The organism is Sulfurospirillum sp. hDNRA2 (assembly GCF_024206095.2).
GTDB lineage: Bacteria > Campylobacterota > Campylobacteria > Campylobacterales > Sulfurospirillaceae > Sulfurospirillum.
Genome location: NZ_CP159800.1, coordinates 999,159 through 1,021,805, shown reverse-complemented (window position 1 = coordinate 1,021,805; position 22,647 = coordinate 999,159). Strand labels below are relative to the sequence as shown.

Genomic DNA, 22,647 nt, shown 5'->3' with positions numbered 1-22,647 from the left:
CTCCTAAGGATTGTAGGGCGTAGGTACGTAGCCTTTTTGAAGGAGTAATTTCATACCGCCGCGTAGATTTACGACTTTGTAACCTTGTTTGGAAAGCAAATCCGAAACGGCGGAAGTTCGGCTTCCCGTACGGCAGATCAAAGCAAATTCTTTGTCTTTACTGACATGTTTGTCAAGTTCTTTTAAAAAGGCATCGACGTCGTAGCGTCCTTGCTCGTCAAAGAACGTCAACAAAACCGCACCTTTCACAACACCCGTATCGGCCCACTCGGGTTTAGTGCGAATATCCACGACCGTTATACCGCTTTTGACGACGGCTTCGTCGACTTCAACGTTTCGCAAATCTGCAAAAAGAAATGAACTCAGAAAGATTAAAAAGAGACCGATTTTACGCATTATAACTCCTCTATTTTTAGGAGTTATTTTATCCGTTTAAAGTAAGAGACGACTTTAAAACTTAATGTACCATTCCCGCTTCAACTAAAAACGGCGAATGGGTATAGCTGATCTTTTTGATTTTGTCGTACTTGGCATACGAAAGATAAAGCGTATCTTTGGCCCGTGTGGTCGCCACGTAAAAAAGACGTCGCTCTTCTTCCAAACTTCCACCCTTTTGCATCAACTTTCGATTGGGGAAACGTCCGTCCATGAGGTCGATGACGTAGACTTCTTTAAACTCCAGCCCTTTGCTCGCATGAATGCTGAGCAAATTAACCCCCTCGCCTTCGCTCATTTCGTTACTTCCTAACGTTAAGGCATTTAAAAAACGCTCGCTCGAAGCGTACGAACTTGAGAGGTCTTTGAGCAGATGCCCTTTGCGAAAGATGCGTGAGCGTGCTTCGGTTTTTTGTTTTTCATCGACACTGCCGTCTTTTTTAATCGAACGTTTAAGTGCCAAAGTTTCGGCGATCGCGCTGAATACTTCGGAGCTTAAAACGTGATTGATGAGACTTTGCGGCGTTTTAATGCGCGTGGCATGTTTCATAAATTTGTAAAATTGGTATAAAAACTTCGCTCCATCAACGCTCAAACGCGGGTGTTTTAAAATCGGACTGGATAAAAATAGCTCTTCAAAACCCAAATTGTAAAAACGGCTCACGCTACCCAAATCGTAAATCTCATCAAAAAGCCCTAACTGATGGTTTTTGGGACGTTTTTTAAACAGGTCTTCGACGCCGGATTTGGGATGAAAAAACCCTTCGTAAATATTGCCCTCGCCCAATTTAAAAAGGGCGTCAAAAAGTTCTTTCGAAAGAGAACTCCCCACGCCTCTAGCATACTCAAACGTATGAATAAACGCCATCATATCTTTGGGATTGACCACAACGCCTACAAGGTCTAACATCGCCTTGACTTCAGCCGCGTCAAAAAAGCTGATGCCTCCTTTTCGCTTACAGGCAATGCCTTGTTCTCGAAGCGTTGCCTCAATGCCGTCCGCGGTAGAGTTATTGCGGAAAATAACGGCAATTTCCTGCGGCGGATTGGCGGAATTGCGAATCAACGAAGCGATGGAATGGTATTGGGCGAACAACTCATCGTAAATCAGCAGTTGCGGTGCTTCAAACGCTCCTTCGCGCGTAACTTCCAAGTGCTTTTCGTAGAGCCTTGGATTTTGTTCGATCACGCGATTGGCTAAGGAGAGAATTTTATGAGATGATCGGTAATTTTTATTGAGGGTAAAAACGTTTGCATGAGGATAACGTGTGGCAAAAGAGCCGATGATGTCGATGTTGGCCCCGTTAAAGGCGTAAATACTCTGATCGTAATCTCCTACGCAAAAAAGAGACTTGGAACGAAACGCGTCGATCAAAGAGCCTTGTAAGGTGTTCGTGTCTTGGTACTCGTCGATTAGGACTTCCTCAAAACCGATCAGATCGTTTTTCGTCAACGCTTCGCGCATCAAAATCAACAAATCGTTAAAATCCACGTATCCGAATTCGTGTTTGAGCGCTTTAAACTCTTCAAAAATATCTTCGTAAATGTCAAAAAAAACGCCGTGTTCACTGTCGTTTTCCGCCAACCATTCGGTAAAGCTTTGCGTCACGGTACTGTTTTGATAGAGCGAAAAAAGATCGTATAGATAACCCGCGCTGTAAGCTTTGACGCCTGATTCGATATGATCGAACCGTCTTCGTTCCACAATGGTTTTGAGTAAAATTTTCAGGTCTTTAGGCTGTTTTAAAACGATGTTGTAGCCCATTTTTTTGAGCAAGCGATAACTGACCGCATGAAAGGTTCCCGATTCGATTTGAGAGGTAATCGACGTGTTAAAAAAAACGCCCACGCGCTCGATCATCTCGGCGGCGGCTTTGTTGGTAAACGTTAAAAGCAGTATTTGAGAAGGGGCGATGCCTCGTCCGAGCAAGTAGGCTAAACGTGCCACGATCGTAGACGTTTTGCCCGTTCCGGCACTTGCGATAATAAGATTGTACCCTAACGGTGCGGTTGCGGCACTTTTTTGTTCGGGATTTAAACGGCTTAGAGGCATGGTATTCCTAGAAAAAACATTTGAGGCGAAATTGTAGTCCAACTCACCCAAAATCTAGGTAAAAACGTTTACAAATACCAGTGACGTTGAACCAATTTTCCGTCTTTATGCTCATCGATATAGACTTTTTTCGGCTCGTCTTTGGAAAGCCATAGCAGATAGTCCATCGTATCGGTCGTGATTTCGATGCCGTTGGAACCTTCTTTGTAATTGCCTTTTGAAAGCTGTTCAAACACGCGTGAGAGCACATGATCGGTTCGCGGTAAGGTTAACTCTTTAAGGTTGATCGCATCGTGCATAAATTGATAGATAAGCTTTTTTTGAAGCAGCAGCGTAGCAAAATACGAACCGCTTTCACGGTACTCTTTCGTGCTGATAAGGTTTTTTGAGATATTTCCTAAAGGGTTAATCGAATCGGTTTTGGCGCATGCGTCTCCGATCATCACCAAAATTTGCTCGTTTTTCTCATTTTTCAAATAGCTTTGAGAAGCGGCGTCGTTACAGACTTTATCGTAATTTTTTGCCTCATAATCGCGGGTAAGCTCTTTATACGTATAAGCGTAAGACATCGTCAACAAAAGTCCAAACCATACAACTAAAATTTTCATTGCTGTCCTTTGTAAAAAGTGAGAAGTGCTTCAACTTCGGGAGATTTAATATAGCTTAAAAATAATTCTAAAGAGCTTATAGCTTCTTGCGGATAGCCAAGATGAAATTTTGCTTTGGCGTACAAGAGGCGAGGCAGCGGCGAATGGGTATCGTACGTGCTTGCTTTTTGTGCCCAAAGAATCGTCTCTTGATAGGCTCGAAGATGAAAATAAAACTCCGCTAAAGCGTACGCATTTTTAAAATCGGGTTCTTTGGAAAAAGCTTCGACGAGCTTGCGCTCTTCTTGTAGGGCACGTAAAGCTTCTTCGGACTCTTTTTCGGGCAAAGAGGCTTTAGAGTGCAGACCGCTAACGCCTAAAAAAAGGACCTCTTTGGCTTTGGGTTTGGCAACCTCATTCAAAGGTGCCGCTTCAATCGGCGGTACGGAAACGAGAGTGGGAATCGTCTCTGCGGACTTAGTCACAACCGGAGCGACGATCGGTGTATCGCTCTTGAGGTGATGAATGCCGAACCAAGCGGGACGATACGCATAAACAACCGCCACCGTAAGGCAAAAAAGCCCTAAACAAAGGCTTAAAATCTTCATCGTACGTTTTTTTCGGAGCTTAGCGCACCGTTTTTCCAAGTCCAAAAAACGATTAGGCGTCATGAATCAGTCCTATATCGAGTGCCGTCATCGTTAAAAGGCAACGCGTTATTTTTCGGTATTTGGCAAGGTTGTTTTTATGCGCATAGGCAAGCAGTTTCATCAACGTATAGCAAAATTTTTTAATCGTGCGAAAATTGCCTTGCGTGTAACGCGTGATAAATTTTGCTTCACTTTTGGAAAACATACACGCAATATCGCCGTACGAATGGGACATCAGCAAAGCATGGATATAGCGTAGGACTTCGTGCTCGTCGAGATTTCCATACTCTATGACCCATTTTGAACGGGTTTGAAACTGCTTTTTACGCAATAAACGTACCCCTTCGTCTTTGTGCATCGCCAAGACGAATTGAAACAGTTTATAATCTCCCAAAATACGAATCAGCTCAAATTGATCGTCGTTGAGCAGTTGCGCCTCATCGATGAAAATCGTACATCGCAATCCGACGAAAGCTTCGAATAACTCTTCAAGCATCTCGCCTTGCGTCTTATGCGGCGAAAACTCCATACCGCGCACGTCGTAGAGCTGTTTAAATAAATCTTTAGGTTCAAAAAACGGATGATCGATAAAAACGGTTAGCGAACGTACCGCCGTCGCGTGATGCATAAAGCGCATCATATGACTTTTTCCCACGCCCGGATCGCCGACGATAAAAATCAACGGCACGGACTCGTCTCCGATGGATTCTTGGAGCTTTTTGCGTGCAATTTCGGCACTGATACTGTCAAAATAAAACGACGGATCGATAGCGTCTTTGAAAAGTTCTTTAGCGGCTTCGAATTCACGCATTAAAAGTTGATTCCATTTTCTTCCGGGATTAACGAACGCTTCGGTAAAGGCGGTGCAAGGTTGAGTTGCGGGGATTGTTGTTGTCTGGGTGCGGTATTTTGCTGTTGTTGCTGAAAAACGCCCTCTTTTTTGATCGCTTCGACGATCTCTTGGGTGGTTGGATTGGTTTTCACGGTGAGTTCTTTAATAAAAACCGAATCGATCGTTATATTGTGTGTTTTTTTGGCATATGCGATTAACGTCGCTTTTAAAAGCTCTTTTCCGCGTGAGGTAACCAAATCTTCGGCGTAATAACTGCCGATGACGATATTGAGCGCATCGATGGCTTTGTATTCGTTTTTCTTAATATCGTTGCCTTCAAAAATAAGCCCGAGCGTTACCTCAACGGGCTTTTTATCGGACTTTGCAAAGACGTTGGCTTTGAAATGCTCAATTGCCAACGTCTCGGCAAAAAGACTGACATGTAAGAGTAAAAATGCGATAAAAATGCGTCTCATTTGAGCCTTTGTTATACGGATGTATCGAGTACACTCCCGCCAAGTTCGGCGATGCGTGCATCAACTTTTTCAAGTGCTTTTTGCATCGTAGTATAACTAATTTCAGGTAATTTTCCACCCCAAAGTTTCTCGGCTTCATCAAAACCTTGAAGCATTCCCGAGCGTCCCGCTTGAAGCTTAGAAAGATCATCGCCAGCGCCGTTGATGACAAAATCGGCGATGCGCGCACTCGTCTGTGCGATGCCAAAAAAGCCATCGTCTGCGACCAAGGCTTTGGCTTCATCTTGGCTGAGTTGCCCAATGGGTTTTCCCGTATAGCCAATGTCGGCTAAACGAAATGTATCGGCTTGTGTACCAAACGTCGCACGTGATTGTGCCATCATCTCTTTTTGGTACTCTGCCAAGTAACTGTTAAAAATATCTTTCCCGCTCAGCTTGTTTTTTTGTGCCTCTTCAAGAGAGACATTGCTTGCGCGTGTTGTCGTGCTAGACGTGCTTTCGTAACTGACATTGAGTTCCATGGGTGACTCCTTGTATTTTACATGTAAATCGTCAAAACGCATCAAAAAGTGAATCTGGCTTGGGCTCTTCGATTTTTAAGATGTCTGATTTTCGGTAAAACTCACCCACTTTGGGAGAGACTTGCACACACCGTGTCAAATGCTCAAAAAAGCGCTGATAATGGTAGTCGAGCAGAAGCTGTTTAGGGTAACGAGCGCGCGAAATCGCCACATAAAACTGGCTTTTTTCAAAGATGTTGTTGATGTTACACACCAAAGAGTCGATGCTCATGCCTTGGCTTTTGTGAATCGTGATAGCATACGCGAGTTTGAGCGGAAACTGTTCTAGCGAAACGAGCGGCTTTTCTTTGACTTCGCCTTCCATCACGACATTTTCATGCAAGGTGTACTCTTGGCGCTCCACTTTGACCCATTCACCCGCTTTTTCCACCAAAACGCTCTCACCCTCGATGGCACGAACGATGCCCGTTTCACCGTTGTAGTATTTACCCCATTTGTTGGTACAAAAGAGCACCTTCGCGCCCACTTTCAACGTCAAATCCACAGGAATGGGAAGCGCGTTTTTCCACCCTTCGATCTTGTTTACATGTAAAGATTGCTCGTGTACTTTCTCTTTCGCTTTCAGCACAATAGGCTCGCTCTCGATCTGTGCCAATTTTTGAATATTGAGCATCTCCGCCTCTTTATTTCTGCCGAACAAAACGGTCGGATCATTGTCCCACACGCCTACATTGGCACGCAACGCTTCAAGGTACGCGATAGTATCGTTTTCCAAAATGCCTCGTCGTATCTTGCCCAGATGCTCAAAAAATTGCACATCGTGCGTACGCTTCGTGATGGTCAGCTCCACGATCACTGGTTCAAAAGCATTCCACGAACTGCTCTCAAACGCATACTCAAATCCACCCCACAGGCTATCGTCTTTGCCTTTTGAAACAGGAGGAAGCTGGAAAAAATCGCCCACAAACAGCACACTTCCCTCAAACCCAGCGTTTCTCAAACGATAATAGATCATATCAAGCAGATCAGCCGAAACCATGCTGATCTCATCGATGACCAACAGATCGCAGCGTGTCAACACCTTTTTGATCTCCATGAGTCTGGCTTTGGTATAGCGATCATGACGGGTGAGTTCATCGAGATGATTGCAGATGCCAAACGCAAAAAAGCTATGCAAGGTTTGACCGCCCACATTGACCGCACTGACACCTGTACTGCCAAGAACGACCACTTGTTTGCCGATTTTTCGAAGCTCCGTCACCACTTCACCGACCAGATAACTCTTGCCCACTCCCGCACCGCCTGTGAGCAATACGTTCTCTTTTTTTAAAATGTCGATGAGTTTTTGTGCTACGTTCAAAGAGGCTTCCTAAGTTGTTTTTGGTATTATAGCATTAAGAAAATTCAAGGCTTCACATATGTCATTACGAAATATTTTTCTTTTTACATGTACACTCTTTTTTCTCAGCGGTTGTACACCCAAAGAGCCGACACCCCAAGCGGTTGTAGCCCAAAATGCGGCTTCTAACGCGATGCTTTTGTACCCGCAAAAAGTAGACTTTTTAGCGCAAAATGTCTCGCCGCAAAAGGTCGCACAAGATGACTTTACCTACCGCTACTACAGCCCTTGGTTTCGAACGCATGTGAGCCACGACAAAGAGGACGCACTGTGGGCAAACCGATCGTACGGACTGAAAAATCGCTACTATGGCGAGAACTTACAGCTCATCGATGGCGACGAGATCGATGCGATCATCCAAAGTACCAACAAAGAGGCGTATGGAAGCATCAATGCCCATGCGATTATGATCCAAAATGCGCAGATGCGCAACCTTCCTACTGAAAAGCCTTTTTTCAAAAAGACAACCTTGCCGGGAGAAGGCTACCCCTTTGACTACTTGCAAACCTCACGCATTCACATCGCAGAACCCATTATCATTTCACACTACAGCCGTGATGGTGCTTGGGCATTTGTGGAGAGCTCATTTGCTTCAGGGTGGATTCCAACGGAGAGTTTCGTACTTGTAAACGCTCCCGAGCGAACCGAGTTTATCAACGCGACCAAAATCGCCATCGTCAAAGACAATGTGCCGCTTTACAATGCCCAACAGCGCTTCATCACTTACGCCAAAATAGGCGCTATCTTGCCCATCGTGCCACGTGAGGACAATGACTTTTTTCACGCGTACATGTACACACGCGATGCCAACTTTCAGGCGCAAAAATTAGAACTGCGCATCCCAAAAAGTGTTGCGCAAATCGTGCCGATTGATTTTACAAAAGAAAATCTCAGCCAAATCGGAGACGCACTTTTGGGCGAAAAATACGGCTGGGGCGGTTACCTTGCTAACCGCGACTGCTCGGCAATGACACGCGACTTCCTTTCCCCTTTTGGCATTTGGATTCCACGCAATTCAGCCGCACAAAAAAGTTTTGGCGAATACGTCTCGCTCAAAGATCTCACACCGAAGGAAAAAGAAGCGATGATACTCAAAAACGGCATAGCCTTTTTAAGCCTGATCTATCTCAAAGGTCACATTATGCTCTATGCGGGCGAGTATGAGGGTAAAGCACTTGTGATGCAAAACATCTGGGGAGTGCGAACGATGGAGGATGGCAAAGAGGGTCGCAATGTCATCGGTAAAGCCATCATTTCTGACCTTTATGTTGGCGCCAATCAGCCCAATGTACCTGAAAATGGACTCCTCATCAACCGCGTTGAGGGCATTACTATCAAACCTGCCAATCCTAAAAGCAACAACCTTGTGCAAAAATACCCCAGTGTGAAAGTCATCAAGGACAATACCGTCTTTTTTATGGATGGAAGCACCCTGCCGTATGATGATAAAAAAGTAAAAACCTTTGATCAGTTGCTCGAAAATGCGGACATCGAAGATATGTTTAGCCAAAAATACCCCGCTTTTGCACCCATCACCGCTCCAGCGCTCAACGATGACCCAGGTCGCTTTCGCAATGATGCTTTTTTGAAAAAACTCTACGGAACGAGCAAAAGCGAGATCGAAAAGAACCTCACAACCGTAAACTGGCTTCCCAACCACGGCGGCAAAAAACTGCAATTTAACAAAAACGAAAACGCGAGCGTACAACTTCAAAAAGTCTCCGATGAGCTAGACAAACTCCCTGAAGAGTACATGAAGTACCTCAAAAAAGTCGACGGCACGTACTACTACCGAAAAATCGCCAAAACCGAACGCCTCAGTGCTCACAGCTACGGCATCGCCATCGACCTAGACACCCACTACTCTCGCTACTGGCAATGGGACAAAACGCATACCTTTCACAATGAATTTCCCAAAGAGATCGTCGATATTTTTGAAAAACACGGCTTCGTCTGGGGCGGCAGATGGTACCACTACGACACGATGCACTTTGAGTACCGACCTGAGTTGTTTGAAAGCATTGACTAAGAGCTTTGTCACGCAAAGCTCTTAGTTCGTAAAACCGCACGCCTTTACGTCTTTATCTTCTTCTTTCACAATCGCTTGTGCTGCTATGACTGTTTGACCATTAAACGTTATGGCAGGATTGCCATGTAACTTCCAGCCATTATTTAAAAACTCCGTGATTCTTGCACAAAAGGTTGAGTCATCAGGTCCTGTGATCAGTTTGTATTGCATTTTTCCTCCTTTCAATCTTTACATGTAAACGTATTTTAGTCTGTTTCGCCTAAAAGATTGACGATAAGTTTGACCATCAGCTCTTTTTGACTTGGCTCACTTGCGGCGACTAAAAGAGCAAGTGAGACTAAAGCGTTATCGTTGATTTTAGGCTCTCCGTTTGGCTTGTAAGCGATGCCGTTTTTATGTAAAAAAAGAATGAACAAAAACGAGCCAATGCGTTTATTGCCATCACTAAATGCATGGTCTTTGATGACATAGTAGAGCAGATTTGCCGCTTTTTCTTCAATGCTTGGAAGCAGATCAACCCCACCGAACGTTTGATAGATATTGAGCAGTGCGCTTTGAAATTCGCTCGCTTTTTCATTGCCGAAAAGCTCTGTTGCATCGCCTTTTGCCATTAGGTCTTTTTTGAGCGCTTTGATGGCACTTCTGGCTTCATCGTAGTCTAAAATGAACCTTTGATGCAGCGTACCTTGCAGTGCATGAAGGGCGTCTGCGTCATAGCCTTGAAGCAATGCCCACGTTTTGGCATAGTTATTGATGATGTCAAGCAATCCTTTGGCTTCGTTGCTACTAAGTTCTTGCGTTTCGATGCTTTTTCGCACCAACTCCATCGTGGCGGTAAGTTCACTCAGACTTTGAGCATTGATGCGATGGTGGTTGAGGGCGTAGCCTTTGATGAGATACTGTTTCAAAACATTGGTCGCCCATTTTCGAAACTCAGTCGCTCGTTTTGAATTAACACGATACCCTAAAGAGACAATCATATCGAGATTGTAAAATTCAACAACATAGGTTTTACCGTCGCTCGCAGTTGTTGCATTTTTTGCAACAACTGAATTTTCTTCAAGTTCACCTTCTTTGTAGATGTTCTTAATATGCCTAGAAATGACCGATTTGTCTCTGTCAAAAAGTTCACATAGTTGCTTTTGACTCAGCCAAACTGTCTCATTCTCTAAGCTCACTTCTAAATTCACATGTCCCAAATCATCGGTATATAAAACAACATTTTGATTTTCCATTTGAGTTTCCCTTTTTACATGTAAAACTTTACGCTCATTCTAGCTTGATTTAGTCTCACATTTCAAAAATATTTCACGATGAAATAAGACTTTACATGTAAAAAGATTTTCAAATTCCTAGATGTAGATCAAGGTTTTTTTGTTTTAAATGGGATAAAATTGCTCTCATATAAAATACGAGAAAGGATTGACATGATTTTTACGGCGAAAATTGACAAGACAGCTCTTAAAGGAACTCCTGTAAAGTTGGAGGGGAAGTATCAAGAGGTGGGAAACTATGCGCCTTTGGTGAAAGTAACGACGCCTGATTTGCAGGAGAAAACCATCGGTGGTGAGAGCAACAAAGCGCAACTCATCATCGCTGTTCCCTCTTTAGACACGCCTGTGTGCGACGCCGAAGCGAGACGTTTTAACCAAGAAGCGGCGAAGCATGAGAACATCGACGTGACGATTGTTTCGATGGACTTACCGTTTGCGGCGGCGAAGTTTTGCAACGTTGCCGGCATCGAAAATCTCACCGTCGGTAGTGACTTTAGAGACAAAGCGTTCGCACGCACATACGGCATGCTCATCGGTGATGGAGCGCTTCAAGGGTTATGTGCGCGCGCCCTTTTTGTGATCAGTAAAGACGGCAAGATCGTGTACAAACAGGTGGTTCCCGAGATTACCGAAGAGCCTAATTATGACGAAGCGCTAACTGCCGCTATCGATGCAGCCAAGGCAGGGGCTAGTTGTTGTGGTTTTTGTCAGTAGTTTAACCCCACCAGAGCCGCCTAAAACGACGGCTCTTCAGAACTTAAAAGCCCAACCACACCGCATCTTTTTCTTTGCGGGCGTGATGCAAGGGCTTTTATTTGTGTCGCTTTTAGGATTCGTATATACGGGGCTTTTCAGCTTACATGTAAGCCTTGGACTTTACCATGCGTACGCGATGGCATTTGTCATTTTTACGCAATTTTTTGCAGGGTTTTTACTGACGGTATTTCCTCGTTATTTAGCCCGTCCTTCGGTTGCGCAAAAAACGTATATGCCGATTGTCTGGCTGATTAACGGCGGCGGGGTACTGTTTATCGCTCTTTCATTGTTTTCCCAAAAAGCGACGCTTCTTGCGATGGCGTTTATTTTCGTCGGATACTGCCTTCTTTTTAAGACGCTTTGGCAAATGCAAAAAGCAAGTCACGTCTCCGCTAAAAAAGATACGACGTGGATGCTCGTTGCGTTTGCATTCGGTATGCTCTCGCAACTCTTGTTTTTCGCCGACTTCTTCGTCGACGTCTACCGTTTTGCATTAGGAAGCGGATTTTACCTTTACCTCTTTTTGATCGTTTTGATCGTTTCGCAAAAAATGATGCCGTTTTTTACGTCCAATACGGTTGCCGGCTACACAATCAACAAAAGCACATATTTCTTAGAGAGCGTCTTTGCCGCATTGATGCTTAAAGTGCTTTTGGAAGGATGCGAGCTCAACGCTTTTGTAGCGGATAGTGCGTTATTTGCTATCGTGACCTACGAACTTTTCAAATGGCGTTTGCCCTTTAGCAAAGCCCCGGCAATTTTATGGGTACTGTTTCTTTCGATTTGGTGGGTTCCCGTTGCTTTTGCGCTTTTCGTCGTACACGATTTTAGCGCACTTTTAAGTGCTTCGATTTACATCGAAAAAGCACCGCTTCATGCTTTGGCATTGGGGTATTTTACCACTGTTTTGATCGGTTTTGGAACCCGCGTTATTTTGGGACATTCGGGACGTACGCCCAAAGCGGATGCGTATGCGATAACGCTTTTTGGATTGATTCAAGCGATGACGCTTTTACGGATTTTTGCCGGTATCTTTCCGCAGATAGGTTACATGCACGCGATTTTAACGGTTGCCGGTTTGTGGATACTGATTTTTGGACTGTGGGCAAAACGGTATATTAAGATTTTATTCGAGAAGTAGGCGCATTCGCCTACTCCCAAGCACGATTATTGCTCGACTTCAAAACCCGCTTCGTCGATCGCTTTTTCAAACACGCTGACGTCGATCGGTGCATCGTATTCGATGATGGTTTTTCCGCTGGCTAGATCGACATCGACTTTGCTCACGCCTTGGATCGCCTCCAACACGCCTTTGACGCTTTTGACGCATCCCATACAACTCATGCCTTTGACCGTTAAGGTTATATTTGCCATAGATTTTCCTTTGATTAAAGTTTAATTTTCCAACGTCGAAGTAGGAGCGAATTGCTCACAACCGATACCGAACTCATCGCCATTGCCGCACCCGCGACGACGGGACTAAGCATTCCTAAAAAGGCGAGCGGGATCGCTAGGGTATTATACACAAATGCCAAGAAAAGGTTTTGTTTAATTTTTGACATCGTAGCACGAGAGAGATCGATCGCGTGTAAAACGTTCATCGGATCGTTTTTCGTCAAAATAAGGTCCGCACTCTCGATGGCAATGTCCGAGCCTTGCGCCATCGCTACGGCAACGTCGGAAAGTGCAAGTGCGGGCGCGTCGTTGATGCCATCCCCCACCATACAGACAAATGCATTTTGCGCTTTGAGCTCAGCGATTTTATCGGCTTTTTGATGCGGTAACACTTCGGCGAAAACATGCGAAATCCCTAAACGCTCGGCGATCGCGTGTGCGCTAGCTTCATGATCGCCCGTGAGCATATAAACGTCGATATTTCGTTCGCGTAGTTTAGCAATCGCCTCTTTGGCACTCTCTCGAAGCGTATCGGAAATGACGATATAGCCTAAAATGCTCTCTTGCGTTCCAAGCGCTACGATGCTGTTGCCCTCTTCTACATAAGGTTTGATCTTTGCGCTCACGTCGCATCCGCTCATTTGCGCGACGAAGTGAAGCGACCCCGCGTAATAAAGCACGCCCTCGATAATGCCCGAAATTCCCTGCCCCGAATAATTGTGAAAATCGCTCATCGTCTGTTTTGAAGACGCGGCGGCGGTAACGATCGCTTTGGCAAGCGGATGGTTTGAGCCCTCTTCCAATGCCGCACAAAGCGTTAAAATTTCCTCCGGACTTGCATTATCGTGTGCGACGACGGCATTGACTTTAACGTCGCCGTAGGTCAAGGTTCCCGTTTTATCAAAAACTACCGCCGTGATTTTGCCGATGTTTTCAAGCACTTCGGCATTTTTGATCAAAATTCCTTCACTCGCCCCGCGTCCTACTCCGACCATAATTGCCGTCGGCGTTGCAAGCCCCAAGGCGCACGGACACGCGATGACTAAAACCGCTACGGCGTTAATCAACGCATTTTCAAATCCCGCTCCCAACATCCACCACGCGATAAACGTGATGAGTGCGACGCTTACGACGACGGGAACGAAAATACCCGAAATCCTGTCGGCAAGACGTTGAATAGGGGCTTTGGAGCCTTGCGCCTCTTCGATGAGTTTGACCACCGAAGCTAAAAAAGTGTCAGATCCCACTTGGGTCGCTTGGCATTTGAGCATACCGTCCGCATTTTTCGTCGCACCCACGACCTTATCGCCTTGGGCTTTGAGAACGGGAAGGCTCTCTCCCGTCACCATCGACTCGTCTACCACGCTATGCCCTTCCAAAACGATACCGTCGGTAGGAATGCCCTCTCCCGCTTTGACGACGAAAATATCGCCGACATGTAAACTTTCGATACTGACTTCGTGAAGTTTGCCCTCTTTTTCGACAAAAGCGGTTTTTGGCTGAAGATGAAGGAGCTTTTGAATGGCAAACCCCGTTTTCGCTTTCGCACGAAGTTCTAAGAGTTTTCCTAAAAGTACCAACGTAATGACCGATGCGGAAGCTTCAAAATACAAATGCCCCGAAAGCCCTAAAACCATTACGCCAAGGCTTAGAAGATACGCGGCACTCGTGCCTAAGACGACCAAAACGTCCATATTGGCACCCCCGCCCGCCAAACTTTTGTAAGCACCTTTGTAAAACTTTGCTCCGGCGTAAAACTGTACGACGCTCGCTAAAAGAAGCTGTAGAAAAGGCGGCATATGCCAAAGATGATAGCCCGTGAGCATAAAAAGCATTTCGATAAAAAACGGCAACGTCAGCAGTGCCGCAATACAAAATTGAATCAAGAGCTTGCGGTACTCCTGCTCTTTTTCCAAGCTTTTTTGCTCCGGATCGACTTTTTCGAGTTTGCTCGCTTGAAAGCCTGTTTTTTCGATGGTTTGAATGATGTGTTCTAACGTAATATCGGGGTTGGAAGAGATGACGTGAGCACTCTCGGCGGCAAGATTGACGTTGGCGTTTACGCCCTCTATTTTGTTTAATACACGTTCAATTCGCGCCGAACATGCCGCACACGTCATGCCTTTCACGTCAAGGTCAAACTGCTTTTCGGACATTTTTTATCCTTGTTTTTTGTGACATTCTAACGCTTCAAGGCTTTTGCGAAGATAAACGAAAAACCTTACATGTCAGTTTCTTGCTCGTCTTGCTTCTCTTCCAAAAGTTCGACGGTTTCGACTTCGGGATTGAAATCTTGATAGTCGATCTTGGCGTCTTTGAGGTTTTTCGTCGCTTTTGCACCGAGCCGTTTGAGGTTTTCAACCCTGCTCATAATATTGCCCGAACCTTCGGTGAGTTGTTTATGCGCAATGTCGTAACTGTTGTTGAGGGTTTGAATTTGCGCACCTACTCGCCTAAAGTTTTCGGCAAAACCGACCATTTTATCGTACATTTTTCCCGCTTCGTCAAAGAGTTTTGAAGCAAGAGTACTGGACTGTTCGCTTTGCCAGTAGAGATAAATCGTACGCAACGAAACGGTCAGCGTGGAAGGGTTGACGATAGCGATATGCTTACGCAAAGCATACTCGTACAGTTTCGGATCTTCGCTTACGGCTACCGAAAACGCTCCTTCGATGGGCACGAACATAAAGACGTATTGAAGCGTACCTTGTCGGTAATGCGCGTAATCTTTGGAATCCAGCGTATCGACATGTTCGCGAAACGCCGCCGTTAACGTTTTGGCGGCATAACGTTTCTCTTCGTCGCTCTCGGCGCGCACGTATTCGTCGTAACTGTTGAGGGAAACTTTCGAATCGATAATGATCGTTCTTTCTTGCGGTAACTTGATAATCACGTCGGGGCGTTTGGTGCGTCCCTCTTCGTCTTTATAACTCTCTTGCGTTTCGTAATGCACCCCTTTTAGAAGCCCAGAATACTCCAAAACGCTCTCCAAAATCATCTCGCCCCAACTGCCTTGACTCTGTTTTTTACCTTTGAGTGCTTTGGTCAGGTTTTCCGCCTCTTTGGAGATATTGAGCCCCGCACGCGCCACGAGTTCGATCTCTTTGGAGAGTTCGGCAAATTTTTTCGTACTGTGCTCTTGAGACGTTTCCACGCTCTTTTTAAAAGTTTCTAAATTTTCTTTAAACGGTTTTAAAAGCGTTTCAAGCGACTTGGTCGATGTTTCGTCCAATTTTTGGAGCTTTTTCTCCAAGTGTTGTTCCATAATAGCGTTCAGTTTGAGCTCCAACTTTTGGCTTTGCTCCTCCAAATCGGCTTTTAACGCGGCATTACCCTCTTTTTGGGCGACGAGTTCGGCTTCCAATTTGGCTTTTTGAACGCTGAGCTCCATATTTTCGCTTTGAAGCGTCGTACAAAAACTACGTAATTCGCCAAGTTCCCTCGCTTTATCCCGAAACGAAGCGTACAGCCAAAGCGCCGTCGCAATCATCCACACGCCGATACCGACGAACAAAGCTATCGTTTGTATTTCAAAAGACATATCGCACTCCTAAAAAACGTACATGTAAGAAAATTAATTGATGTAGATCGTATCCAAAATCTGGTTTTTAAAACGGATATTTTCCAAATTTTGCTTCAAAACGCGGTTCTCTTCCTTGAGAATCGAATACTCGCCGTAGAGTTTATTAATATCGCGGCTCATATAATAGATTTGGTTTTTGATATAAATTTTCGGCAAAATCAATAAAAAAGCGACGCCGATGACCATATAGACCAGTAATAAAAAGCGAAAATCGAGATTTTTTTCGACCCTTTGCTCCGCGTCGTATTGATCGAGTAGCTGATTTTTATCGTCCATTAGGCTCTTCTTATCTCAAAAATTCGAAGTTTTGCACTGCGACTTCTGGGATTTTTCTTCAACTCCGCGGCACTCGCTTCTATCGGCTTTTTGCTCAGGAGTTTTCCGATAGCATGGTTATTACCGCACATACATCGCATGACTTCGGGTGGGCAAATACAGTTTTGACTCCACAGTTTAAACGTTTGCTTGACGATACGATCTTCCAAAGAGTGAAACGAAATAATCCCCACGATGCAATGTTCAAGATCGGCATTTTTGATACTTTCTAAAAGCGTGCTCAAAACGCCCAGCTCGTTATTGACTTCGATGCGAATCGCTTGAAACAGAAGCGTCGAAGGATGAATTTTCTTCTTGCCGCCGACTTTTTCGGCAATTTTGGAGAGTTCTTTGGCACTCTTTATCGGTGCTTTTGCCCTTGCGTCGCAAATGAGTTGTGCCAATTTTTTATGCTCGTGAATCTCGCCGTACTCGCGTAAAATAAACTCCAGCGCATCTTGGTCGTAACGGTTGATCACGTCGTAAGCGCTGAGTTCTTGCTCTGGATTCATACGCATATCCAACACGTCCGAATCAAAGGCAAAACCACGCTCTTTTTTATCAAGCTGTAAAGACGAAACGCCGATATCGGCAAGGATTCCTCGAAGAGGTAGGTGTCGGTATTTCGCGATCACGTTGGAAAAATTATCGTGTTCAAACTGTACGCGTTCTCCAAAACGCTCCAAACGTTTTTGACTAAAACGTAACGCTTCTGCGTCTTGATCGCAACCGATGAGTTTAATATTCGGATTTTGCTCCAAAAGGGCTTCGCTGTGACCGCCGTATCCGAGCGTGCAATCCACGATAACACCCTCGTCAATGCCTTGAAAAGCCGCTTTGACTTCGTTTAAAAGTACGGGGATGTGGGGAATATTCACGCAAAATCCTTCTTAAAAATAAGGGGCGTATTATAGCGCATCTAGACTTACAATCGCCTCATACGCGGCATCCATCATCGTCTCGATCTCTTCACATGTAATGACGTAAGGAGGCATAAAATAGACCACGTTACCGAGCGGACGTAAAATAACCCCTTTACCTAAGGCGTACTGAAAAATTTTCAAATTAACGCGAAACGAAACGGGATAGGTTTTAAGCTCGACTGCGGCAATCATGCCCGTTTGGCGCACGCTTTTGACATTACCGAGTGTTTTAAAACGCTCAAGGCATTGCGCGATAAAAGCAATTTTTTCATGATTTTTTTCCAGTACCGCTTCGTTTTCAAACAGGTCCAACACCGCATTTGCGGCACTGCATGCGATCGGATTGCCCGTGTAGCTGTGTGAATGTAAAAAGGCTTTAAATTCGGTGTAATCGCAATAAAACACATCGTACACTTTTTGAGTCGTCAAGACCACCGAAAGCGGTAAATATCCGCCCGTAAGGCCTTTGGACAAGGTCATAAAATCAGGACTAACGTCGGCATGCTCACACGCAAACATTTTACCCGTTCGACCGAAACCAACCGCGATTTCATCGGCAATAAGATGAATATCGTAACGATCACACAGTTTGCGAGCAAGCGCAATGTAAAGCGGATGGTACATGTGCATATAACCGGAACATTGAATCAACGGCTCGATAATAAAAGCGGAAATTTCCGAGCCCTTCTCTTTGAAAATAGCTTCCAATCCCGATGCGGCTTCACGAGCCGCCTCTTCGCTTTGATCTTTGGGAACGGGTGCTTGTAACGTCGGTATTAAAATATCTTCGTAAATCTCTTTATACAACGCAACATCGCCCACGGAAAGCGCACCGATCGTCTCTCCGTGATAACTGTTTTGCAAGGAAACGAAAAAAGGACGCTTTTGTCCTTTGTTTTGATGGTATTGGAAGCTCATTTTCAAAGCGACTTCGATCGCGCTTGAACCGTTATCGGCATAAAAGCATTTTTCCAGACCTCTTGGCGCAAGCTTGCACAAACGTTCGGAAAGTCGGATAATGGGTTCATGCGTAAATCCGGCAAAAATGACGTGTTCCAACGTGTCGATTTGCTCTTTGACTTTTTGATTGATATAGGGATGTGCATGACCGAAAAGATTGACCCACCACGAACTAACGCCGTCGATATAACGGTTGTTATTAAAATCGGTTAAATAGACGCCTTTGCCGCTTTTAATCGGAATTAACGGAAGCGTTTCATGGTCTTTCATTTGAGTGCAAGGATGCCAAATATGCTTTAAATCGGCATCAATTAACGTTTGTGGATTCATGATACTTTTTGACCTTTTTGTTAGGAGGATTCTTTGAATTTATCGTTATTTAATAACTATATGGATAGAATTATATCAAAATACACCGTTCTTAAAGGGCTTGAATGATTACGTGGATGCAACGTCATAAAAAATACTTGGTCGTTACGATTTGGATCAGTACGATCGCTTTCGTAGGAGCCGGTTTTGTAGGCTGGGGTGCTTACGATTTAAATAAAGACCGTGCGGCGTCCGTAGCAAAAGTCGGTCACCGTTCCATCTCCGTACAAGAATTTCAATCCGCATATGCCAACCACTTCGCGATGTACAACAACCTTCTAGGAGGCAAACTTACCCAAGAACAAGCCGAACAAATGGGCCTTGATAAAATCGTAATGCAAAATCTTATCAATCAAGCGCTTATCCTCAATTATGCCGATGAAATAGGACTTTTAGCCACGAAAGAAGACGTCAAGGAACGCTTGGTCAACACGCCGAATTTTCAAAACAACGGCACGTTTAGCAAAGAGCTTTACTACTCGATTTTAAAAGCCAACCGAATCAACCCGAGCGACTACGAAAAAAGCTTGGAAAAAGAGATTTTATACGCAAAATTGGAAAAAGCGTTTAAACTTCCCGCAACACAAAAAGAGATCGAGCTTTTTACATCGGCATTTTTTATGGAAGATCGCCTATCCGTCGCATCCGTAACGCTAGAACCCAACGAAGTCAACGTGAACGAAGAGCAGATTAAAACCTATTGGGATGCGCACAAATCAAACTACCTCACGAAAAAAAGTTACCTAATTGATCTGATTACGATCGCTTCTTCGGATGCCAAAGTCGATCCAAAAGAGTTGGAAGAGTTTTACGCGCAAGAAAAACATAATTACACGCATCCAGACGGTAAATTGATGAGCTTTGACGAGGCGAAAGACGCGCTTTTAAAAGATTTCAAACTCAAAGGCGATAAGAAAACGGCACTCGAAACGTATTTGGCATTTAAAAAAGGCGAAACCAACGCTACGGAAACAAAAACGATCTACGACGACGATGCAACGTTTCCGGTTGATAAAATCCAAACGGCGGCAAAAGACGAAGTGTTAAAACCGTTCATTGTGGATAATCGCTACGTCGTCGTCAAAGTCAAAGAGATTAAATTCCCAGAGCCCATGCCTTACGAACTTGCTAAAAAAGAAGCTGCTAAAAACCTTCTCGACGAACTCAAATCGGCGGCGTTGGAGAAAAAAGCACAAGCCAGACTCGATACGTTTAACGGTACCGACATCGGCTTTGTTAGTCGCGACAGCGTGAAGTCGATTGCGGGACTTAGCGAAGCGAAAAGTACCGAATTTTTAAGTCACGTTTTTGATAACACGGCTAAAAAAGGTTATCAAGTTATTGACGGGAAAGCCATTGTTTACGAGATTTTGGAACAAAAGTTGCTTAATAATGACAAAGCTAAGCAATACGTTAGTATGATTAGCGAGAATGTGGCTCAAGCTAAGCAAACGGACTTGAATCAAAATCTGATTAAAAAGCTTGCGACGATTTATCCGATCGAGCAATATTATAAAGGAAAATAGTTGAGCACTACGATTTTAGGCATTGACATTGGTTCAACCAAGATTTGCGCAATTATTGCTCAAAAAAGTGATGACGGCGACATCAAAATCTTAGGCGCGGGTATTGCAAAGTCTCAGGGTCTAAAAAAAGGTATTATTACCAATATCGACCTTGCTTCAAAATCCATTCGCAATGCACTCAACGATGCAAAACGTGTTGCCGGTACACAGTACGAACGCGTGATCGTTTCCATCTCCGGAGCATATACGAAAAGTGTCGACAGTAGCGGTATCGTCAATATTCCTAACCGTGACATCGGCATCAAAGAGATTAACCGAGCCATGCAAATGGCGGATCACAATGCCAACATTCCAAACGAATACGAAAAACTCCATGTATTACCTTACAACTTTAAAGTCGACGACCAAGAATTTATTGAAGATCCGCTAGGCATGAACGGCGCGAGGCTCGAAGTACAAGTACATATCATTACCGCACAAAAATCATCGTTAAGCAACCTTCGAAAAGCCGTAAAATCTGCAGGTGTCGAAATCGACAATATCGTTTTGAACTGCTATGCATCCGCTATCGCCGTTTTAAACCACGACGAACGCGAACTCGGCGTTGCGGTTATCGATATGGGCGGCGCAACGTGTAACGTGATGATCCATGCGGGTAACTCAATGCGTTTTAACGACTATTTAGGCGTCGGATCACTTAATATTACCAACGATTTATCGACGGCACTTCACACGCCTTTGGGAGCGGCCGAAGAGATTAAGATCAATTACGGTTCTTTAAAAAACAACTCAAACGAACTGATCGAACTTCCCGTGATCGGAGACGACGGTTCCACACATGAAGTTTCGCTCAATATCGTTTCCAACGTCATTTACGTTCGCGTCGAAGAGACCTTAATGATTTTAGCTAAAGCGCTTGAAGACAGTAGTTTTAAAGAACAAATCGGTGCGGGCGTGGTTTTAACGGGCGGTATGACGAAATTAGACGGTATTCGAGAATTAGCCTCTGCTATTTTCGACAATGTGCCGATTCGTATCGCAAAGCCTAGAGAAGTCGACGGACTTTTTGAAACCTTACGCGATCCAAGCTATTCAACCGCTATTGGACTTGTGCTTTACGGGGGCGGTCAATTTACGCCGTATGAAATCGATTCCAATAAAAAATTACGTTACAAAGAAGAGACGATTGAACCGAGTCGCCACCACCATCAAGAAAAACTTTTTGACGACATAGATGATGACGAGATGATAGAAAATGAACCGACAACAACCAATACGAACATAAAATTACAAACAGACAACGCAAAAGAAAAACTGAAAGACTTGGCCAATATCCAAGAAGAACATAGCGAAGGCTTCGGCGCAAAGTTATGGAACAGATTGACACAACTATTTTAGAGAGGGGTACGGGGTTATGAACGGATTTAGCATAGAAGAATCAAAAGGTGTTTACGGCGCTAAAATAAAAGTGATCGGCGTCGGCGGCGGCGGCGGTAATATGATTAACCATATGGTACGAGAAGGCATTAACGGTATCGACCTTATTGCCGCCAACACGGATGCACAGGCCTTGGAAAATTGTTTAGCAAAAACAAAAATTCAACTCGGCAAAAAAGGATTGGGTGCGGGTATGCGTCCCGAAGTCGGAAAAGAATCCGCATTGGAAAGCTATGATGAGATTAAAAGTTCTCTTGAAAAATCCGACATCGTTTTCATCGCTTCGGGATTCGGCGGAGGTACCGGTACGGGTGCCGCACCGATCGTTGCACAAGCGGCAAAAGAAGTCGGAGCGTTAACCGTTGCCGTCGTCACGCGCCCGTTTGCGTTCGAAGGTAAAAAACGCGCGAAACTTGCCGATCTCGGGATTAACGAACTTCGCAAAGAAAGCGATTCGATCGTTATTATCCCTAACGATAAACTCCTCTCTATCGTTGATGCAAAATTCGGTATTAAAGACAGCTTTAGAATCGTCGACGACGTTTTAAGTCGTGCGGTCGGCGGTATGAGCTTGGTTGTTCTTTCTTCGGGACAAAGCGATATTAACGTTGACTTTGCCGACGTACAAACCGTTATGAGTCACCGAGGTATGGCGTTGATGGGTATCGGCGAAAGTACCGGAGACGAAGCGGCGATCGAAGCGATCAAAAGTGCCATCGAATCTCCGTTATTGGACAACATGTCGATTAACGGTGCTTTAGGCGTACTCGTTCATTTCCAACTTCCTCCGACGTATCCGTTGAACGAAATCAGTACGGCGATGGGACTCATTATGGATTGTGCCGATGAAGACGCCGACGTCATTTTCGGTACGACGACCGATGAAAATATGCCTGAAAATAGTGTCAAAGTCACGATCGTCGCAACGGGATTTGAAAATAAAGCAGAAGCTAAAGAGCTAAAAGCACTCAACACGAACCAAGAAGCAATTAAAAAAGAGCGTATTTTACGCCTGAAAAAAGTCAGCGGCGGCTATGAAGGACAAGACGATTATCTTGATATTCCAACATACATTCGCCACCAAATGGATTAACCCAACCCCGTAACTCCTCAAAACCTCATCAAAA

Annotated in this window: 22 protein-coding genes; 6 read left to right on the top strand and 16 right to left on the bottom strand. The window is 44.7% G+C overall.

The genetic code is table 11. From position 1 onward, the window contains the following. Positions 1–3 precede the first annotated feature (3 nt). From NL930_RS05240 to NL930_RS05205, 8 genes are all read right to left on the bottom strand, one after another. Entirely contained in the window at positions 4–396 is a 393-nt protein-coding gene (locus NL930_RS05240) for a rhodanese-like domain-containing protein (RefSeq protein ID WP_039672752.1), read from the bottom strand. A 61-nt stretch (positions 397–457) separates the two neighbouring features. Beyond that, complete coding sequence (locus NL930_RS05235) at positions 458–2,488, bottom strand: ATP-dependent helicase (protein WP_254375907.1); 2,031 nt, start codon at positions 2,486–2,488, stop codon at positions 458–460. Between the two features lie 68 nt (positions 2,489–2,556). Then, positions 2,557–3,096 (bottom strand): hypothetical protein, encoded by a 540-nt coding sequence (locus NL930_RS05230; protein WP_039672754.1) that lies wholly within the window; start codon positions 3,094–3,096, stop codon positions 2,557–2,559. Next, on the bottom strand, positions 3,093–3,746 hold the full coding sequence (locus NL930_RS05225; RefSeq protein ID WP_254375906.1) for a CDC27 family protein: 654 nt from the start codon (positions 3,744–3,746) through the stop codon (positions 3,093–3,095). Before NL930_RS05225 ends, NL930_RS05230 begins: the two co-directional genes overlap by 4 nt. Further along, entirely contained in the window at positions 3,736–4,536 is an 801-nt protein-coding gene (locus NL930_RS05220) for an ATP-binding protein (protein WP_254375905.1), read from the bottom strand. Before NL930_RS05220 ends, NL930_RS05225 begins: the two co-directional genes overlap by 11 nt. Continuing rightward, complete coding sequence (locus NL930_RS05215; RefSeq protein ID WP_254375904.1) at positions 4,536–5,033, bottom strand: hypothetical protein; 498 nt, start codon at positions 5,031–5,033, stop codon at positions 4,536–4,538. The genes NL930_RS05220 and NL930_RS05215 overlap by 1 nt, the downstream gene beginning before the upstream one ends. 11 nt (positions 5,034–5,044) lie before the next feature. Then, positions 5,045–5,554 carry a hydrogenase-4 component G gene (locus NL930_RS05210; RefSeq protein ID WP_254375903.1) on the bottom strand — a complete coding sequence of 170 codons (510 nt, stop codon included), beginning with the start codon at positions 5,552–5,554 and terminating at the stop codon, positions 5,045–5,047. Positions 5,555–5,585: 31 nt separating this feature from the next. Then, complete coding sequence (locus NL930_RS05205; protein WP_254375902.1) at positions 5,586–6,914, bottom strand: ATP-dependent RecD-like DNA helicase; 1,329 nt, start codon at positions 6,912–6,914, stop codon at positions 5,586–5,588. 58 nt (positions 6,915–6,972) lie between these two features. Between NL930_RS05205 and NL930_RS05200 the strand changes: the two genes are divergently transcribed. Continuing rightward, a complete protein-coding gene (locus NL930_RS05200; RefSeq protein WP_254375901.1) occupies positions 6,973–8,982 on the top strand; it encodes an SH3 domain-containing protein in 2,010 nt (669 codons plus the stop codon). Between the two features lie 21 nt (positions 8,983–9,003). Here the strand turns inward: NL930_RS05200 and NL930_RS05195 are convergent, their stop codons facing one another. Together NL930_RS05195 and rhuM are read right to left on the bottom strand one after the other, a co-directional pair. Beyond that, positions 9,004–9,192 carry a DUF1737 domain-containing protein gene (locus tag NL930_RS05195; RefSeq protein ID WP_060825701.1) on the bottom strand — a complete coding sequence of 63 codons (189 nt, stop codon included), beginning with the start codon at positions 9,190–9,192 and terminating at the stop codon, positions 9,004–9,006. A 35-nt stretch (positions 9,193–9,227) separates the two neighbouring features. Next, positions 9,228–10,217 (bottom strand): RhuM family protein, encoded by a 990-nt coding sequence (rhuM, locus tag NL930_RS05190; protein ID WP_254375900.1) that lies wholly within the window; start codon positions 10,215–10,217, stop codon positions 9,228–9,230. A 192-nt stretch (positions 10,218–10,409) separates the two neighbouring features. Here rhuM and tpx point away from each other — a divergent pair, with 192 nt between their 5' ends. Both tpx and NL930_RS05180 read left to right on the top strand, forming a co-directional pair. Next, positions 10,410–10,970, top strand: coding sequence for a thiol peroxidase (gene tpx / locus NL930_RS05185; protein ID WP_254375899.1), 561 nt, complete (start codon positions 10,410–10,412; stop codon positions 10,968–10,970). Further along, the gene (locus tag NL930_RS05180; RefSeq protein WP_254375898.1) at positions 10,954–12,153 is read left to right on the top strand and encodes an NnrS family protein; all 1,200 of its coding nucleotides are present in this window, start codon (positions 10,954–10,956) and stop codon (positions 12,151–12,153) included. The genes tpx and NL930_RS05180 overlap by 17 nt, the downstream gene beginning before the upstream one ends. Positions 12,154–12,179: 26 nt before the next feature. Here NL930_RS05180 and NL930_RS05175 read toward each other — a convergent pair whose 3' ends face one another. From NL930_RS05175 to NL930_RS05150, 6 genes are all read right to left on the bottom strand, one after another. Next, positions 12,180–12,386 carry a heavy-metal-associated domain-containing protein gene (locus tag NL930_RS05175; RefSeq protein ID WP_039672774.1) on the bottom strand — a complete coding sequence of 69 codons (207 nt, stop codon included), beginning with the start codon at positions 12,384–12,386 and terminating at the stop codon, positions 12,180–12,182. Between the two features lie 14 nt (positions 12,387–12,400). Next, positions 12,401–14,563, bottom strand: a complete 2,163-nt coding sequence (locus NL930_RS05170) for a cation-translocating P-type ATPase (RefSeq protein ID WP_254375897.1) — start codon at positions 14,561–14,563, stop codon at positions 12,401–12,403. Positions 14,564–14,628: 65 nt separating this feature from the next. Next, the gene (rmuC, locus tag NL930_RS05165; protein WP_060825696.1) at positions 14,629–15,948 is read right to left on the bottom strand and encodes a DNA recombination protein RmuC; all 1,320 of its coding nucleotides are present in this window, start codon (positions 15,946–15,948) and stop codon (positions 14,629–14,631) included. Between the two features lie 33 nt (positions 15,949–15,981). Further along, the gene (locus NL930_RS05160) at positions 15,982–16,266 is read right to left on the bottom strand and encodes a hypothetical protein (RefSeq protein WP_039672778.1); all 285 of its coding nucleotides are present in this window, start codon (positions 16,264–16,266) and stop codon (positions 15,982–15,984) included. After that, positions 16,266–17,183 (bottom strand): 16S rRNA (cytosine(1402)-N(4))-methyltransferase RsmH, encoded by a 918-nt coding sequence (gene rsmH / locus NL930_RS05155; protein ID WP_041963344.1) that lies wholly within the window; start codon positions 17,181–17,183, stop codon positions 16,266–16,268. Before rsmH ends, NL930_RS05160 begins: the two co-directional genes overlap by 1 nt. A gap of 30 nt (positions 17,184–17,213) precedes the next feature. Further along, on the bottom strand, positions 17,214–18,518 hold the full coding sequence (locus NL930_RS05150) for an adenosylmethionine--8-amino-7-oxononanoate transaminase (protein ID WP_254375896.1): 1,305 nt from the start codon (positions 18,516–18,518) through the stop codon (positions 17,214–17,216). Positions 18,519–18,622: 104 nt separating this feature from the next. Between NL930_RS05150 and NL930_RS05145 the strand changes: the two genes are divergently transcribed. Genes NL930_RS05145 through ftsZ form a run of 3 tightly spaced genes read left to right on the top strand, consistent with a single transcriptional unit; the run spans position 18,623 to position 22,613 of the window. Beyond that, complete coding sequence (locus NL930_RS05145; RefSeq protein ID WP_039672783.1) at positions 18,623–20,083, top strand: peptidylprolyl isomerase; 1,461 nt, start codon at positions 18,623–18,625, stop codon at positions 20,081–20,083. Further along, complete coding sequence (gene ftsA / locus NL930_RS05140; RefSeq protein ID WP_039672785.1) at positions 20,084–21,481, top strand: cell division protein FtsA; 1,398 nt, start codon at positions 20,084–20,086, stop codon at positions 21,479–21,481. A gap of 16 nt (positions 21,482–21,497) precedes the next feature. Next, positions 21,498–22,613: a cell division protein FtsZ gene (gene ftsZ / locus NL930_RS05135; protein WP_039672787.1), complete on the top strand. Its 1,116-nt coding sequence runs from the start codon at positions 21,498–21,500 to the stop codon at positions 22,611–22,613. The last annotated feature ends 34 nt before the right edge of the window (positions 22,614–22,647 follow it).